Annotated in this window: 8 protein-coding genes; 3 read left to right on the top strand and 5 right to left on the bottom strand. The window is 67.7% G+C overall.

Features of this window, described 5'->3' with window-relative positions; all coding sequences use genetic code 11:
- Positions 1-299: 299 nt before the first annotated feature.
- Entirely contained in the window at positions 300-3,113 is a 2,814-nt protein-coding gene (locus AACH00_RS17995; protein WP_341400564.1) for an alpha-1,6-glucosidase domain-containing protein, read from the bottom strand.
- A 148-nt stretch (positions 3,114-3,261) separates the two neighbouring features.
- Between AACH00_RS17995 and AACH00_RS17990 the strand changes: the two genes are divergently transcribed.
- A complete protein-coding gene (locus AACH00_RS17990; protein WP_341400563.1) occupies positions 3,262-4,977 on the top strand; it encodes an alpha-amylase family glycosyl hydrolase in 1,716 nt (571 codons plus the stop codon).
- A 12-nt stretch (positions 4,978-4,989) separates the two neighbouring features.
- The gene (locus AACH00_RS17985; RefSeq protein WP_341400562.1) at positions 4,990-6,762 is read left to right on the top strand and encodes an alpha-amylase family glycosyl hydrolase; all 1,773 of its coding nucleotides are present in this window, start codon (positions 4,990-4,992) and stop codon (positions 6,760-6,762) included.
- Positions 6,763-6,867: 105 nt separating this feature from the next.
- On the opposite strand, the gene malQ is transcribed toward AACH00_RS17985, so the two are convergent.
- The 4 genes from malQ to AACH00_RS17965 form a co-directional block, all read right to left on the bottom strand.
- On the bottom strand, positions 6,868-8,394 hold the full coding sequence (gene malQ / locus AACH00_RS17980; protein WP_341400561.1) for a 4-alpha-glucanotransferase: 1,527 nt from the start codon (positions 8,392-8,394) through the stop codon (positions 6,868-6,870).
- Positions 8,395-8,494: 100 nt separating this feature from the next.
- The gene (gene glgX / locus AACH00_RS17975; RefSeq protein WP_341400560.1) at positions 8,495-10,627 is read right to left on the bottom strand and encodes a glycogen debranching protein GlgX; all 2,133 of its coding nucleotides are present in this window, start codon (positions 10,625-10,627) and stop codon (positions 8,495-8,497) included.
- 34 nt (positions 10,628-10,661) lie between these two features.
- Positions 10,662-12,851 carry a 1,4-alpha-glucan branching protein GlgB gene (gene glgB, locus AACH00_RS17970; RefSeq protein ID WP_341400559.1) on the bottom strand — a complete coding sequence of 730 codons (2,190 nt, stop codon included), beginning with the start codon at positions 12,849-12,851 and terminating at the stop codon, positions 10,662-10,664.
- 56 nt (positions 12,852-12,907) lie between these two features.
- Entirely contained in the window at positions 12,908-15,418 is a 2,511-nt protein-coding gene (locus AACH00_RS17965) for a glycogen/starch/alpha-glucan phosphorylase (protein ID WP_341400558.1), read from the bottom strand.
- A gap of 290 nt (positions 15,419-15,708) precedes the next feature.
- Between AACH00_RS17965 and AACH00_RS17960 the strand changes: the two genes are divergently transcribed.
- Positions 15,709-16,833: an ABC transporter ATP-binding protein gene (locus tag AACH00_RS17960; RefSeq protein WP_341400557.1), complete on the top strand. Its 1,125-nt coding sequence runs from the start codon at positions 15,709-15,711 to the stop codon at positions 16,831-16,833.

Below are 16,833 nucleotides of genomic sequence, written 5' to 3'. Positions count from 1 at the left end.
CCCCACAAAAGTGCACTTTCCCCCACTTTAGCGCACGAGGTTTGTAACGTCAATGAACAGGATTGGAAAAAATCAATGAAATCAAATACTTACGCCCGGTTTGAAATAATCATTCCGGAAAATAAGCTTTAAAAGCAAAGACTTGCGGAGGGCTTCAAAAGTGAACCCTCAACAGCTCACCGGGATTCAGGCGCATCTGGCCTGTCCGCACGGTGGCTGGGCGGGCCCGGGAGGGCCGCCGATGAAACCTGTTCGGGGGCAGGCCGCGATTGTCGCCTACACCCAGCCGAGGGCCGGTTTCAACGCTTGATCACGAAGACCACCGCCGTGCGCGCCGGCACACTGAGCTGGCCGGCGCTGTCCAGCACCGCCTCGCGGGCGCGGGCATCGGCCGCCCCGGCCGCCAGGTGCACCGGGTGCAGCTGCCAAGGCAACCCGGCCAGGGCCGGCAGAGTCAGGCGCTGGGCCTGCTTGTCCACATTGATGACGTACACCAGCTGCTCGAAGCCGGCACCCGCACCCCCACCCGCTTCGAGCGGCAAGCCGGCACCATCCAGCTGCCCCACCAGCACGGTGGCCTGCTGACCGGGGCCGACATTCAAAAAGCGCAGGCGCCGCTGCACCTCGTCCGCGGTGCGCAGGCGGAACAGCGACGAGCTGGCCCGGATGGCGAGCAGGTCACGGAAAGCGTCGCGGGCGAAGGCGATGTCGGCCGGCGTGGGCGCAATGCCCGGGTCAGCCAGCAGCGGCTGCATCAGCGGCCAGTCGTTGCGGTTGTCATCGGCCGACGGCAGGCCGGTGCCGAAGTGGTTGGTCTGGTAGCTCCAGTCGAGGCGGTTGAACCAGTCGCCCGAGTTGAAGCTGTTCCGGTCGAGCGACTTGCTGCGCAGGATGTCCTGGCCTGCATGGAAGTACGCCACACCCTGGCTGAAGGCATTGATGGCAGAGGCCAGCACCTGCACCCGGGCGCGGTCGTGGCGTGAGGTGCCGCGCGGCAGCTTCATCACGTTGTTGTCGAACAGGGTCTGGTTGTCGTGGTTCTCGACGTAGCTCACCACCTCGGCGGGCTGGCTGGCGTAGCCCGCCGGCTGGCCCGCATAGTCGATCTGCGAGAGCGGCTTCACCGTGCCGTCCCAGGTGGTCATGCGGTAGTCGCGCAACGCGCCGGCCAGGCCCACGCGCACCAGGTCGGCGGTGCGCATCAGGTCGGCCATCGTCGCCGGCGCGGCGCGGTCGTTGGGGTCGTAGTGCTGGCCGTTCACATAGCCTTGGCGGGCGATCATCGCCACACCGCCATCACCGGCGCCGCCGCCGCGCACGGCGTCGCGCGCACGGTCGCTGAAGGTGCCGATGCCGGTGCCGTTGAGCGACAGCTGCGAAGCCTGCACGAAACGCGCGCCATTGGCCACCTCGCCGAAGTTCCAGCCCTCGCCGATGAAGGGCACGTCGCGGCCCAGTTCGCGCTTCAGGCGCGCCTGCATCGCCACCATCGCGGCGCGCGGCTGGTGGCCCATCAGGTCGAAGCGGAAGGAATCGATGTGATGGTCACGCGCCCACAGCAGCACCGAATCGCTCATCAGGCGGCCCATCATGCGGTGCTCGGTGGCGGTGTTGTCGCAGCAGGTGGAGCGCTCGATCACGCCCTCGCCGTTCAGGCGGTGGTAGTAGCCCGGCACGATGCGGTCGAGCACCGACTTTTCATGCTGGCCAGCGGCCAAGGTGTGGTTGTAGACCACGTCCATGCCCACGCGCAGGTCGGCGCGGTGCAGCGCCATCACCATCTGGCGCAGCTCGCGCACCCGCACGGCACCGTCGTCGGGGTCGGTGGCGTAGCTGCCTTCCGGCGCGTTGTAGTGGAAGGGGTCGTAGCCCCAGTTGAAGCAGTCTTCTTCCTTCACCGCCTGCACCGCCGCCTGCTGGCTGGTGGCATCAGGCGCCCCGGCGGGCTGAGGCACGGCGCAGCCGCGTTCGGGCACCGAGCCGATGTCGTAGACGGGCAGCAGGTGCACGTCGGTCATGCCGGCGGCGGCCAGCGCGCGCAGGTGGCGCATGCCGCGCGAATCGGCCTGGGTGAAGGCGAGGTACTTGCCGCGCTGGGCGGCGGGCACGCTGTCGTCGGTGGCGGAAAAGTCGCGCACATGCAGTTCGTACACCGACATGTCGGTGGGGGCCTTGACCGTGGCGGGGGCCCGGTCAGTGCGCCAGCCTTCCGGCTGCAGCGCAGGCGCATCCGCGCGGGTGATGTAGGTGCGGCGGCTGTTGGTGTTGACGCTGAAGGCATACGGATCCGTCACCCGGTTGCGCACCAGGCCCACGCCCGGCACCACCACGTCCACCAGCCAGGTGGTGCTGGCACCTTGCAGGTCACGGCCCTCGCGAGCCTGCCAGACGCCGGTGGCGGCATCCATCTTCGCCGCCAGCAGGGCCGACGCCTTCTGACGGCCATCGGGGTACACGCACGCCGACACCGACTGCGCCGTGGGCGCCCACACGCGGAAGGTGGTGCGGCCAGCGGCCGGCACCACGCCCAGCTCGGGCACCTGTTCGGCGGCGGCGTAGCGGTCGTCCAGCGCACCCGGCAGTTGCAGCGCGGTGGCCCGCAGCACCTTGCCTTGAGCGCTTTCTTCCAGCAGCCACACCTGACTGCGCCACAGCGCGGGCAGGCGGGCCTGATCGGCCAGGCTGGCGCGCAGGCGCACGCCGGCCGGCACGAACTTGAAGCGCTCAGCCACCTCGGGCGGCAAGGTGGACGCATCCGGCGTCAGGCGCACCGAGGCATCAACCCCCTGCACCACCCCGCCCGGCTGCAGCTTCAGCTGGGCCTGCGCCGACGACACCAGGCGCCAGCGGCTGCCGGCTGACGCCTGCACACCCGGCCACTGAATGCGTGAGCGGTCGAGCCAGTAGGCCTGCGCGGGCAAGGCGGGCGCAGCAGCCGGCACCAGCACCTGCTGATGGCTGGGTGCGTCGCACTCCGCCAGTGTGGCTGCGGGCACCGAACTGGCGCCGGCCGAGGTGGCACCGATGGCAACAGACGGCCACGCGCCCAGGCAAGCCGCCCCCACGACGCTCAGCCAAACACCCCGAACCGCACCACTTTTCAACGCCGCCATGGCTCCACCATCATCCAAGATTGACCCCTCAAATGTAATCAAACTACAAATTCAAGACACACAGGAATTCCCCACTGACTGCGCAATCAGCCTGATGATGCAATGGTAATAGGCCAAATCGGCCGGAATTAGGTATTCAAATTACAGAATGAAAACTGCACCCGGCGCGCCAACCACCCCAACTTGCAAGCCCCGCACCAGCCGCCCGTTCACGGCCGCGCCGTGGTCGCTGGCTGTTGCCCTGGCACTGGCCCTGCCTTTGAGCGCCTGCGGCGGTGGCGGGGGCAGCGGCGTAGACACCCCTGCCCCGCCCCCAGCCACCGGCCCTGCCCTGCCAGCCGTGGATGTGAGCACGGTGGCCGCACAAGATACCGGCAGCCCGCTGGCCGCCGACTGGCACCGCGGCGCCTTCATGCAGATTTTCGTGCGCAGCTACCAGGACAGCGACGGAGACGGCAAGGGCGATCTGCAAGGCCTGATCAGCCGCCTCGACTACCTGAAGGACCTTGGCGTGACCGGCCTGTGGCTGATGCCCGTGGCCCGCAGCCAGGACCACGACCACGGCTATGCGGTGACCGACTACCGCAACATCGAGGCCGACTACGGCAGCCTGGCCGACATGGACGCGCTGATCACCCAGGCCCACGCCCGCGGCATCGGCGTGGTGCTTGATTACGTGATGAACCACAGCGCCGCCCAGCACCCGCTGTTCGCCAATGCCAGCAGCGCCCGCACCAATGCCTGGCGTGATTGGTATGTGTGGCAAGACAGCGTGCCGGCCGGCTGGTCGGTGTGGGGCGGCAACCCGTGGCGGCCGCAGGCCACCGGCGCCTACTACGCCCCGTTCTGGGACCAGATGCCCGACTTCAACCTGCGCTCGGCCGCAGTGGAAAACTGGCACGCCAGCAACCTGCGCTTCTGGCTGAACCGCGGTGTGGACGGCTTCCGTTTCGACGCAGTGGGCGTGCTGATCGAAAACGGACCCGACGCCTGGAACAACCAGCCCGAGAACAAGGCACTGATGAACCGGATGCAGGCCGTGGTGCAGTCGTACACGCGGCGCACCATGGTCTGCGAGGCGCCCGATGACCCGCTCGGCTTTGCGGCCAGCACCGGCTGCGGCAACGCCTTCGCGTTTGATCTGGCGCCCAAGCTGCTGAACGCGGCGCGTGGCAACACCACGGCCATGCAGGCTGTGCTTGATTACGCCAGCAGCGCGCCGGCCGGCATGGCCACCTTCCTGTCGAACCACGACGGCTTTGCCGGCAGCCGCGTGTGGCAGCAGCTTGGCGGCAACGTGCCGCAGTACAAGCTGGCTGCGGCCATTCACCTGATGCTGCCGGGCACGCCGTATGTGTATTACGGCGAAGAGATCGGCCTGGGACTGGGCCAGGGCCTGAGCGGCGACGCGGCCCTGCGCAGCCCGATGAGCTGGACGGCCGACACCTCGCGCGGAGGCTTCACCACCGGCCAGCCCTACCGGGCCCTGGCCGCCAATGTGGCCAGCCAGAACGTGGCGGCCCAAACGGCTGACAGCCAATCGCTGCTCAACCACTACAAGGCCTTGCTGAACCTGCGCAAGGATCGAGCCTCCTTGCGCACCGGCGCCTTCGGCAATGCGCTGGTCAGCGGCAACGTGATGCAGTGGCAACGCACCCAGGGCACCGAGCGCAGCCTGGTGCTGATCAACACCGGCACGTCAGCCAGCACGGTGAGCGTGGCCGGCCTCGGCGCGAACGCCGTGCTGACCGCATTGCAAAACCCGGCCGGCGCGAGCATGCCGGCCACCGCCAGCGCCAGCGGCACCGCCAGCATCACCGTGCCCGCACAGAGCCTTTTGCTGCTGGATGTGGCACAACCCTGACTGGACCCACGAATGACCCAACACACACGCCATCGCTCGACCAGCACCATGGACAGCTTCACAACGCCCTTGCTGACGCGCCTCTGCCTGGCCACCCTGATGGCCCTGAGCGGCGCTGGCCTGGCCCAGGCCGCTGACAGTGCTGCAACGCCTGCAACCGCAACCACTACGGCCACCACAACCCCGCTGGTACCCGCAGCCGCCCCCCGCCTGGCACACATCGACGTCAGCCCGGTGCCCGCCCGGCGCAGCGCCAGCCCCTTGAAGGCCGGTTGGGAAAAGGGCGCGTTCATGGAGATCTTCGTGCGCGCCTTTGCGGACGGCGATGGTGACGGCGTGGGTGACCTCAAGGGCCTGACCCAACGCCTGGACGATCTGAAAGACCTGGGCGTGACGGGCCTGTGGCTGATGCCCATCACCCGCAACGCCGACGGCGACCACGGCTACGCCACCTCGGACTACCGCAGCATCGCGCCCGAGTACGGCACGCTGGCCGACTTCGATGAGCTGATCAAGCAGGCGCATGCACGCGGCATCGGCGTGGTGATGGACTACGTGGTGAACCACAGCGCGGCGCAGTTCCCGCCCTTCATGGATGCGGCCAAGAACCCGGCCAGCCCCTGGCGCTCGTGGTTCGTGTTCTCGGATGCCGAGCCCAAGGGCTGGGACATCTGGGGCAAGAACCCCTGGTACCTGACCGCGGCCGAGCACTGGAACAGCAAGCTGGAGCCGAAAGACCTGCCGCCCGCGCCAGCCGGCTCGCGTGACTTCTACTTCGGCACCTTCGGCCCGCACATGCCGGACTTCAACCTGCGCAACCCGGCCGTGGTGGCGTACCACGAAGACAGCCTGCGCTTCTGGCTGAACCGGGGTCTGGACGGTTTTCGCCTTGATGCCGTGCCGCACCTGATCGAGCGCGACGCCGTGGCCTGGAACGACCAGCCGGAGAGCCGCGCGCTCACGCTGCGCCTCGCCAAGCTGATCCGCAGCTACGACAAGCGCTGGGTGGTGTGCGAGGCCACCGCCAAACCCGAGAGCTGGGCCGCGCCGAACGTGTGCGGCAGCGCCTTCGCCTTCGGCTATGTCGAGAACTATGTGAAGGCCGCCAAGGGTGACACCGCCGCGGTGGAAAAGCTGGCCAGCTTCTGGCGCACGGCCCCCAAGGGCATGTCGACCATGGTGCACAACCACGACATCTTTGCCGGCGACCGACTGTGGGACCAGCTGCAAGGCGACGAAGCTCGCTACAAGCTGGTGGCGGCCACCTACCTGCTGCAACCCGGCACGCCCTTCATCTACTTCGGTGAAGACATTGGCCTGGCCGGCGCGCTGGGTGTGACGGGCGACCTGCCCCTGCGCAGCCCGATGAGCTGGACCAGCGACCCGCGCACCGCCGGCTTCACCACCGGCACGCCGTTCCGCCCGCTGGCACCGAACCTGGCCAAGCAGAACGTGGCCAGCCAGAAGGCCGACCCCGGATCGATCCGCAGCTTCTACAAAGCCATGCTGAGCCTGCGCAATGGCCACCCCAGCATCGCGCGGGGCAGCTTCGAGCACAGCTTTGCCAAGGGCAACGTGCTGGGCTTCCAGCGCGCGCTGGGCAAAGAGCGCACGCTGGTGGTCATCAACTACGGCGCATCCACCACAGTGAAGGTGCCGGGGCTGTCAGGCAAGGCTCAGTTGGTGAGCCTGTTTCCGGCGGCGGGCAGCGCTGAGACGGCGTCAAAAGCCACCGGTTCGATCGACTTGCCGGCCCAGTCGGTGCAGGTGTGGCGGGTGAAGTAAGCCTGGTTAATGCACAACAGCGCCAACAGCGCCAACAACACAGGCAACTCGCACCATGAACAAGGGCCGCATCAGCGGCCCTTGTCACGTCTGGAGACGCCTCGCTCAGCCCGGCTGGCCCGGCAGGTTCAGCAGCTTGAACGGGCCACGGCCGCTGGCGGCGGTGATCACGCCCAGCACGCGGCCGGGCTCGCTGCCCACCATGTGCCAATCAAAGCGCCACGCCCAGTTGCCCTCCACCGACCCAGGCAGGTTCATGCGGTGGCTGCCGTCCAGGCCCAGCACGTCCTGCAGCGGGAAGATCGCCATGCTGGCCACCGAATTGGCGGCGGCGCGGATCATGCCCCAATGCACATCGTGTTCGCCACACGCCAGGTAGGTACCGGCGTAGATGCGCTCGCGCTCAGGCGCGTTGTGCCACCAGCCGCGCACGGTTTCGTTGTCGTGCGTGCCGGTGTAGACCACGGTGTGCGGCACGTAGTTGTGCGGCAGGAATTCCTGGTCGCCGTCGGCACCAAACGCGAACTGCAGGATGCGCATGCCGGGGAAGTTGCAGCCGTCACGCAGCGCCACCACGTCCGGCGTGATCACGCCCAGGTCTTCCGCGATGATGGGCAGGCTGCCCAGCTCGCGCTCGATGGCCTCGAACAGCGCCTGGCCAGGGCCGGGCACCCACTGGCCGGTCGCCGCCGTGGGCGCACTGGCCGGCACTTCCCAGTAACCGGCAAAGCCGCGGAAGTGGTCAATGCGGAACACATCGGCCTGCTCCAGCGCGCGGCAGACGCGGGCCGTCCACCAGGCGAAGTTTTCTTCGGCCATGCGGTCCCAGCGGTACAGCGGGTTGCCCCAGCGCTGGCCGTCCACCGAGAACACATCGGGCGGCACGCCGGCCACCACGGTAGGCTGGCAGTTGTCGTCGAGGAAGTACAGGTCCGGGCGGGCCCAGCAATCGGCGCTGTGGTGGGCGATGAAGATCGGCAGGTCACCGACGATGCCGATGCCGCGCTCATTCGCATACGCCTTCACGGCCGCGCACTGGGTGTCGAAGCACCACTGCACGAATTCCCAGAAACGTATCTCGGCGGCGTGCGTGCGGCGGGCGGCCTTCATCTGCGCGGCGTCGCGGTCGCGCAGCTTGGGTGCCCAGGTCCACCAGGGCTGGCCGCCATGCACGGTTTCCAGCGCCATGAACAGGCCGTAGTCGTCGAGCCAGGAACGCTGCGCATCGGCCCAGGTTTCGAAGGCCTTGTGGTCGGCCTTGCTGCCGCGTGCGAAGAATCCCTCTGCCGCCAGGCGCAGCTGCGCCATGCGCCACGGCACCACCTTCTCGTATTCGACGCGGTAGACATTGAAGCCGCCGTCCGGCAGTTGCGGCGCGCTCATCCAGCCCTTGGCCACCAGCGGCTCGAACGCCACCATCAGCGGGCTGCCGGCAAAGGCCGACACGCTCTGGTAAGGCGAGTTGGCCGGGCCGATCGGCGTGGTGGGCAACAGCTGCCACAGGCTCTGACCGGCCGATTGCAGCCAGTCGACGAAGTGGTAGGCGCCGGGGCCGAAGTCGCCGATGCCGTGCGGGCTGGGCAATGACGTGACGTGCAGCAGGACGCCCGAGGTGCGCGGAGGAAGGTGCATGAAGGTCTCCGGATCGTGTTGTTGGGTGAGAAAAATCGGAACGAGAGGGCAGAAATGGGTCTTGATGCTTGTGTCGGATACGCGTGTTCGGCCAGGCCCGTCAGGCCTGCGCCCGCAACACCACCAGCGCATGCGAGGGCACCATCAGCACGTGTGACTCCGCAGGCAGCGGCCCGCGCAGCAATTCGCCGCTGCTGTCGAACACCAGCTCCCAGGCGCAGGCGCCCAGCGTGAAGCGCGTGGGCAGGCTGTCGGGGTTGAAGGCCAGCATCAGGCGCGGGCTGCCGGGGCAGTCGACGTCGCAGGTCAGGTCATCGGCCGGGCCGGCGATCAGGTGGCAGGCAAAGGCGTGCTGGCTGCCGTCATGCCAGTCGTTCACCTGCATCTCGCGGCCGGCCGGCGTGAACCATTGCAGGCCGCGCTGGCCCTGCTCACCGGGCTGCGGGTGGAACCAGTGGTCGTAGCGCAGTGAAGGCTCGGCGCGGCGCAGCGCCAGCAGCTCACCAACCAGCGCGGTCAGGCGCAGGTCGGCCTGCGGCCAGCCCAGCCAGCCGGTGGCGTTGTCCTGGCAATAGGCGTTGTTGTTGCCGCCCTGGGTGTTGCCGATCTCGTCGCCCGCGCACAGCATCGGCGTGCCCTGGGCCAGCAGCAAGGTGGCCAGCATGGCGCGCCGCACGCGGTCACGGGCCAGCACGATGCCGGCCTCGTCGGTCGGGCCTTCCACACCGAAGTTGTGGCTGGGCTCGCCATCGCGGCCGTCGCGGTTGCCTTCGCCGTTGGCCTCGTTGTGCTTGTGCTGGTAGGTGACGAGGTCGGTCAGCGTGTAGCCGTCATGGGCGGTGATGAAGTTCACCGACGCGCTCGGCCGGCGCTGGCCGTGGTGGAACAAATCACTGGACGCGGTGAAGCGCCGCGCCAGCTCGCCCCGGCCCACGGCGCGGTGCAGCCAGTAGCGGCGCACGGTGTCGCGGAACTTGTCGTTCCATTCCACCCAGCGGCCGGGGAAGCGGCCCACCTGGTAGCCGTCGTACGAGGCATCCCAGGGCTCGGCGATCAGGTGCACCTGCGCCAGCAGCGGGTCTTGCCGCATCGCCACGAAGAAGGCGGCGTTGGGGTCAAACCCGTGGCGGGTGCGGCCCAGCACCGGCGCCAGGTCGAACCGGAAGCCGTCGACGCCCATCTCCTGGACCCAGAAGCGCAGTGAATCAAGCACGAACTGGGTGACGCGCGGGTGCGCCACGTTCAGCGTGTTGCCGCAGCCGGTGAAGTTCTCGTTGCGGCTGGGGTCATCCGGCGCCAGGCGGTACCAGCTGGCGTTGTCCAGGCCACGGAAGCTGAGCGTGGCGCCGGCTTCGCTGCCCTCGGGCGTGTGGTTGTAGACCACGTCCAGCACCACCTCCAGGCCGGCGGCGTGCAGGTCGGCCACCATCTGGCGGAACTCCGCACGCACCAGCGCCGGATCTTGCCGGTGGTCGGGCAGCGCATAGCGCGGGTCCGCCGCAAAAAAGCCCAGGGTGTTGTAGCCCCAGTAGTTGGTCTGGCCACGTTCCACCAACCCCGGCTCATCGAGGTGGAACTGCACCGGCAGCAGCGCCAGCGTGGTGATGCCCAGCGCCTTGAAATGCGCAATGGCAGCCGGGTGCGCCAGCGCCGCATAGCTGCCGCGCAGCTCGGGTGGAATGCCCGGGTGCAGTTGGCTGAAGCCCTTGACGTGCACCTCGTACAGCACGGTGCGCGACACCGGCACCCGCGGCGCATTCAGAAAGCCCGGCGCCGTGCCGATGGGCTCGGCCACGCGGGCCTTCAGCGCATGCGCGGCGTTGTCCCGGCGATCAAACGAGCGCGTGCCTTCGGGGTGGCCGATCTCGTAGCCGTGGTGCTCGGGCAGCCAGCGGTGGTGGCCGACGATGTCGCGGGCGTACGGGTCCAGCAGCAGCTTGTTCGGGTTGAAGCGGTGGCCGGCTTCGGGCTGGTACGGGCCGTGCGCGCGCAGGCCGTAGACCAGGCCCTCGCCCACGCCGGGCAAGAAGCCGTGGAAGACCTGGTCGTGCGGGCCGTGCAGCTCGTAGCGACGCAGCTCACGGCTGCCGGAGGCGTCAAACACGCATAGCTCCATGCGCTGGGCATGCTGCGAGAACACGGCGAAGTTCACGCCGTTGTCGCGGGCCAGCGAGCCCAGGGGGGCGCTGCGGCCTTCCTGCAGCGCGGCAGGCAGTCGGGTGGTGATGCTCATGCCGGTGCCGTGAGCAAGGTTCGGGCCGCGCGCATCATGCCGGCACCAGGAACACGGTGGACAGCGGCGGCAGCGTGACCACCACCGACTGCGCACGGTCATGCGCCACCACGTTTTCGGTCGCCAGCACGGCGCCGGCATTGCCCATGTTCGAGCCGCCGTAGATCGCCGAATCGGTGTTGAGCACCTCGCGCCAGCCGGCGGCACCGGCGGGCACACCCAGCCGGTAACCATCACGCGGCACCGGCGTCATGTTGCACAGCACGATGACCTGCTGGCCCGTGCCGTCGCGGCGCACCCAGGCGAACACCGAGGTTTGCGCCTCGGTGCTGACGAGCCACTCGAAGCCTTCCGGCTGGCAATCCATCGCATGCAGCGCAGGCTGGCTGGCATAGAGCCGGTTCAAGTCACCCACCAGCTGCATCACGCCGGCATGCTGGGGCTGCTGCAGCAAATCCCAGGGCAGCTCGACGTCGTGGTTCCACTCGGTCGGTTGCGCAAATTCCTGGCCCATGAACAGCAGCTTCTTGCCCGGGTGGCCCCACATGAAACCGTAATAGGCGCGCAGGTTGGCGAACTGCTGCCACTCGTCGCCCGGCATCTTCTTCAGCAGCGAGCCCTTGCCGTGCACCACCTCGTCGTGCGAAAGCGGCAGCACGAAGTTCTCGCTGTAGGCGTAGACCATGCCGAAGGTCATCTTGTCATGGTGCCAGCGGCGGTGCACCGGGTCCTGGCTCATGTACTCGAGCGTGTCGTGCATCCAGCCCATGTTCCACTTGTAGTGGAAGCCCAGGCCGCCCGCAAACGTGGGCGCCGACACGCCGGGAAATGACGTTGACTCTTCAGCCAGCGTGATGGCACCGGGCGCTTCCGCCCCCAGCACCTCATTGGTCCGGCGCAGCAGCGAAATGGCTTCGAGGTTCTCGCGGCCACCGTGCACGTTGGGCAGCCATTCGCCTTCGGGGCGGCTGTAGTCGCGGTACAGCATCGAGGCCACGGCGTCCACGCGCAGGCCGTCCACACCAAACGCCTCGACCCAGTACAGCGCATTGCCGACCAGGAAGTTGCGCACTTCGGTGCGGCCGAAGTTGTAGATCAGCGTGTTCCAGTCGCGGTGGAAACCTTCCTTCGGATCGGCGTATTCATACAGCGACGTGCCATCAAACTGGCCCATGCCGTGGGCATCAACCGGGAAGTGCGCAGGCACCCAGTCGAGCAGCACGCCGATGCCGCGCTGCTGGCAGGCCTCGACAAACCGGGTGAAACCATCGGGCGAGCCGAAGCGAGACGTGGGCGCGTACAGGCCCAGCGTCTGGTAGCCCCAGGAGCCATCAAACGGATGTTCGCTGATGGGCATCAGCTCGACGTGGGTGAAGCCCAGCGCCTGCACGTGGTCAGGCAGCGTCTGCGCCAGCGTGTCCCAGTCGTTGTAGGTGCCGTCAGGGCGGCGCTGCCACGAACCCAGGTGCACCTCGTAGATGCTGACCGGGGCCTGGCGGCTGTTGGCACCGGTGCGGCCGCCGGGCCGGGCGCGGCGCGGGCGGGCCGCGGCCACGATGCTCGCCGTGCCGGGGCGGAACTCGGCCGCGCGGGCATAGGGGTCGGCCTTCAGCGGCAGCAGGCTGCCGTCGCCGGCAATGATCTCGAACTTGTAGTGATCACCGACCGTGACATGGGGAACGAAGATCTCCCAGATGCCGGAGGCGCCGCGGTGGCGCATCGGGTGGCGTCGGCCGTCCCAGTTGTTGAAGTTGCCGACCACGCTGACGCGGCGGGCATTCGGCGCCCACACGGCAAAGCGCACACCGGCCACGGCCGCCGCGCCTTCGCCCAGCGTCATCGGCATGGCACCCAGCGCCTGCCAGGGGCGCAGGTGGCTGCCCTCCGCCAGGTAGTGCAGGTCGGCGTCGTAAAGCAGCGGGCCGAACTGGTAGGCGTCGGCCAGCTCGGTGGTTTCGCCGTGCGGCCAGCTCACGCGCAGCCGGTAGTCGAAACGCTGCTTGCGGCGCGACAGCTTGCCTTCAAAGAAGCCAGCCGGGTGACGCCGCGTGAGCGTGGCCACCTGGCGGCCGTTGGTGGCGTCCAGCACGCTCACGTCCAGGGCATCGGGCAACAAGGCCCGTACCCACAAGGCGCCGTCGGCGTCGGCATGCTGGCCCAGCACCGCGAACGGATCTGGATGAGAAACCCCGATCAGGGCGGTCACTTCTGCGTCGGTCAACAACAGACCACCTGCTCTTTTCCTGCTACCCAAGGGAACGCAACGATCGGGACACGGCTTCAGCGCTTGGCCGGTGCCGCCCAGACCTGCTGCACGTACTCGCCGATGGTACGGTCAGTGCTGAAGAAACCCATGCCTGCGATGTTGCGAAGTGCGCGCTCTGCCCAGGCGGTGGGCTCGTCATACAACGCGTCCACGGTCTTCTGGCACTCCACGTAGGCGGCGAAGTCGGCCATCAGCAAGTACGGATCATGTTGCAGCAGCGGCTGCACCAGCGCGCGGTAGCGGTCCGGGTCGCCCCAGCTGAACACGCCGCCGGTGATGGCGTCGAGCACGGCCTTGAGCTGGCGGTTCTCTTCCACGTACAGGCGCGGGTCGTAGCCCAGGGCCTTGATGCGGGCGACTTCCTCGGTCAGCAGGCCGAAGACGAACATGTTGCTGGCGCCGTCCTTGCGCGGGCTGACCGCGTCCATGCCTTCGGCCATCTCGATGTTCGCGCCGTCCCAGGTGCCGATGGTGCAGGCGCCGTTGAGTGCGAACTTCATGTTGCCGGTGCCCGATGCCTCGGTGCCGGCGGTGGAGATCTGCTCGCTCAAATCAGCGGCGGGCAGGATGATCTGGGCCAGGCTGACGCTGTAGTTCGGCAGGAACACGACCTTGAGCTTGTCGCCCACGCGGGGGTCACTGTTCACCACACGGGCCACGTCGTGGATCAGCTGGATGACCAGCTTGGCGGCACGGTAGGCCGAAGCCGCCTTGCCCGCGAAGATCACGGTGCGCGGCGTCCAGTGGGCGCTCGGGTTGGCGATGATGGCCTGGTAGCGGGCCACCACATGCAGCACGTTCAGCAGCTGGCGCTTGTATTCGTGGATGCGCTTGATCTGCACGTCGAACAGGCTGTGCGGATCGACGTTGATGCCCAGCTCGCGGCGAATGTGATCAGCCAGGCGCTGCTTGTTGGCCAGCTTGACCTTCATGAACTCCTGGCCCAGGCGCTTCTGCCCGGCCTTGGCGCCCAGCTCGGAGAGCTGCGACAGGTCAGCACGCCAGCCGTCGCCGATGGTCTTGTCGAGCAGCGCGCTCAGGCCCGGGTTGGCCTGCTCCAGCCAGCGACGCGGCGTGACGCCGTTGGTCACGTTGATGAAACGCTGCGGCCAGAGCTTGGCGTAGTCGGCGAAGATGGTTTCCACCATCAGGCGCGAATGCAGGGCCGACACGCCGTTGACCTTGTGCGAGGCCACGATGGCCAGTGCGGCCATGCGCACGCGGCGCTCACCGCCGTGCGCGCCTTCGTCGATCAGCGACACGCGGGCGGCCATGGCGTCGTCGCCCGGGAAGCGCGCACGCACCTCGTCGAGGAAGCGCCGGTTGATCTCGTAGACGATTTCGAGGTGGCGCGGCAACAGCGCCTCGAACAGGCTGACCGGCCAGGTTTCCAGGGCCTCGGGCATCAGCGTGTGGTTGGTGTAGCTGACGGCCTGCGAGGTGATCTTCCAGGCTTCGTCCCAGCCCAGGCCGTGCTCATCGAGCAGCAGGCGCATCAGCTCGGCCGGGGCCATGGCCGGATGGGTGTCGTTCAGGTGCACCGCGTTGAGGCGGCCGTAGCTGTGCACGTCACCAAACTCGCGCAGGTGGCGGGCCAGGGTGTCTTGCAGCGAGGCCGACACCAGCAGGAATTCCTGTTTCAGGCGCAGTTCGCGGCCGGCCGGGGTGCTGTCGTCGGGGTAGAGCACCCAGTTCAGGGCTTCGGCTTCCTGCAGGTGCGCGCCGGCAGAGGCGAACTCGCCGCGGCAGAAGGTGGGGAAGTCGATCGGGCGGGCGGCTTCGGCCTGCCACTGACGCAGGGTCGACACGCGCTCGGTGCCGTGGCCCGGCACGATGAAGTCAACAGCCTGGGCCACCACGGCTTGAGCCGGCACCCAGCGGCGCTGGCCACCTTCGTTCACCACCGTGCCGCCGAAACCGACGGGGTAGCGCAGTTCATGGCGCGGCAGCTCCCAGGCGCTGCCGTGGCGCAGCCATTCGTCGGGCTGCTCCACCTGGCGGCCGTCTTGAATGTGCTGGGCAAACATGCCGTGCTTGTAGCGCAGGCCATAGCCGAAGGACGGGAGGCCGAGCGAGGCGAACGAATCAAGGAAGCAGGCGGCCAGGCGACCCAGGCCACCGTTGCCCAGCGCGGCATCGGGCTCGTGCTCCAGCACTTCACCCAGGGCCGGTGCGCCCTCGGGCAGCGCGGCTTCCACCTGCTCATGCATGCCGATGGCGGCCAGGGCATTGCCCAGCGCACGGCCCATCAGGAACTCCATCGACAGGTAGTGCACGCGGCGCACGCCCTTGCGGCGGGCATCGGCCTGCTGGGTCAGCGCCCAGCGGTCGGCCAGCAGGGTGCGGCTGGCGATGGCCACGGCGTTCAGGCAGGCCTCGGCGCTGTGGCCGTCGCTGCGTTGGGCCAAGGCACGGGCGGCCAGCTGGCGGAAATCAGCCGCGGCGTCATGGCTGCGCGACTTGGCGGCAGCTGCGGGGCGGGAAGAAGCCGGCGCGGCAGCGCGGGCGGTGGACGTCTTGGTCATGGCAGGGTCTCCTGTCAAAGCCGGAAGAACGCCACCACGGCGACCCGGCACAGACGCAAGTATCGCCTGATGAACTTGTTTTGTGTAGTTCTACTACATCAAGAAAACCACTAGAGGCGCAAAAAATGTTGATTTACATAGGTAAGACCCAGTGAAACCCCCAACGCTTCCGGGTAGAAACCCGGCGTAGTTGAATGTATATTATCTACATCCAAAGGGGCCCGAAAGCGCCCTGACTTGACCCAACACCCCCGAGACAAGGCCACATTGGTGGCCAGAAGGACAACACCGTGGCAGATGTTCGACTGGTAAAGGTTCAGAAGGCCTATGGCGAAGCCAAGGTCCTCAAAAACATCGACCTGGAAGTGCGTGACGGTGAGTTCATGGTGTTCGTCGGCCCGTCGGGCTGCGGCAAATCCACCCTGCTGCGCACCATCGCGGGCCTGGAAGACATCACGGGCGGCGAGCTGAGCATCGGCGGCAAGGTGGTGAACGACGTGCCGCCGGCCGAGCGCGGCGTGGCCATGGTGTTCCAGTCGTATGCGCTGTACCCGCACATGGATCTCTACGAGAACATGGCGTTCGGCCTGAAGCTGGCCAAGATGCCGAAGGACGAGATCGACCGCCTGGTGCACCACGCCGCCAAGATCCTCAACATCGAGCATCTGCTGAAGCGCAAGCCGAAGGATTTGTCGGGCGGCCAGCGCCAGCGCGTGGCCATCGGCCGGGCCATCGTGCGCAAGCCGGCGGTGTTCCTGTTCGACGAGCCACTGTCGAACCTCGACACCGCCCTGCGCGTGAAAATGCGCTACGAGTTCGCCAAGCTGCACGAAGATCTCAAGACCACGATGATCTACGTGACCCACGACCAGGTGGAGGCCATGACCCTGGCCGACCGCATCGTCGTGCTGTCGGCCGGCCAGATCGAGCAGGTGGGCTCGCCGCTTGATCTGTACGAGCACCCCGACAACCTGTTCGTGGCTGGCTTCATCGGCTCACCCGCCATGAACTTCATGCCCGCCACCGTGGTGGAGGCGAACGGCACGCAGGCCGTGGTGAAGCTCTCGACGGGCGAGGTCGTGCGCTGCGAGGTAGACGCCAGCCGCGCCAAGCCCGGTGACGCCGTGACGCTGGGCATCCGGCCCGAGCACTTCCAGGTGAACGACGGCGACAACCGCCTGCAGGCCACCGTCACTTTCGTGGAGCAACTCGGCAGCGCCACCTTCGCCTACGGCACCCTGCCCGGCACCGATACCACCCTCACCTGCGAGCTGCCCGGCCACCTGCGCCTGAAGAGCGGCTCGGCCCTGACGCTGGGCGTGGCCTCGGCCGCCTGCTACCTGTTTGACGCCGCTGGCCTGGCCTTCCGCCGCCTGGCCGTGCCCGCGCACCACCTCGACAGCCAGGCTGCCTGA

The sequence above is a fragment of the Ideonella margarita genome, from assembly GCF_038066635.1.
GTDB classification, from domain to species: Bacteria; Pseudomonadota; Gammaproteobacteria; order Burkholderiales; family Burkholderiaceae_C; genus Ideonella; species Ideonella margarita.
Note: the sequence above shows the minus strand (reverse complement) of the source record. Positions and strands in the feature narration are given on the sequence as shown.

Coding starts and splice junctions, on each gene's coding strand:
- AACH00_RS17995 (WP_341400564.1), bottom strand. CDS start 3,113: ATGGCGGCGTTGAAAAGTGGTGCGGTTCGGGGTGTTTGGCTGAGCGTC.
- AACH00_RS17990 (WP_341400563.1), top strand. CDS start 3,262: ATGAAAACTGCACCCGGCGCGCCAACCACCCCAACTTGCAAGCCCCGC.
- AACH00_RS17985 (WP_341400562.1), top strand. CDS start 4,990: ATGACCCAACACACACGCCATCGCTCGACCAGCACCATGGACAGCTTC.
- malQ (WP_341400561.1), bottom strand. CDS start 8,394: ATGCACCTTCCTCCGCGCACCTCGGGCGTCCTGCTGCACGTCACGTCA.
- glgX (WP_341400560.1), bottom strand. CDS start 10,627: ATGAGCATCACCACCCGACTGCCTGCCGCGCTGCAGGAAGGCCGCAGC.
- AACH00_RS17965 (WP_341400558.1), bottom strand. CDS start 15,418: ATGACCAAGACGTCCACCGCCCGCGCTGCCGCGCCGGCTTCTTCCCGC.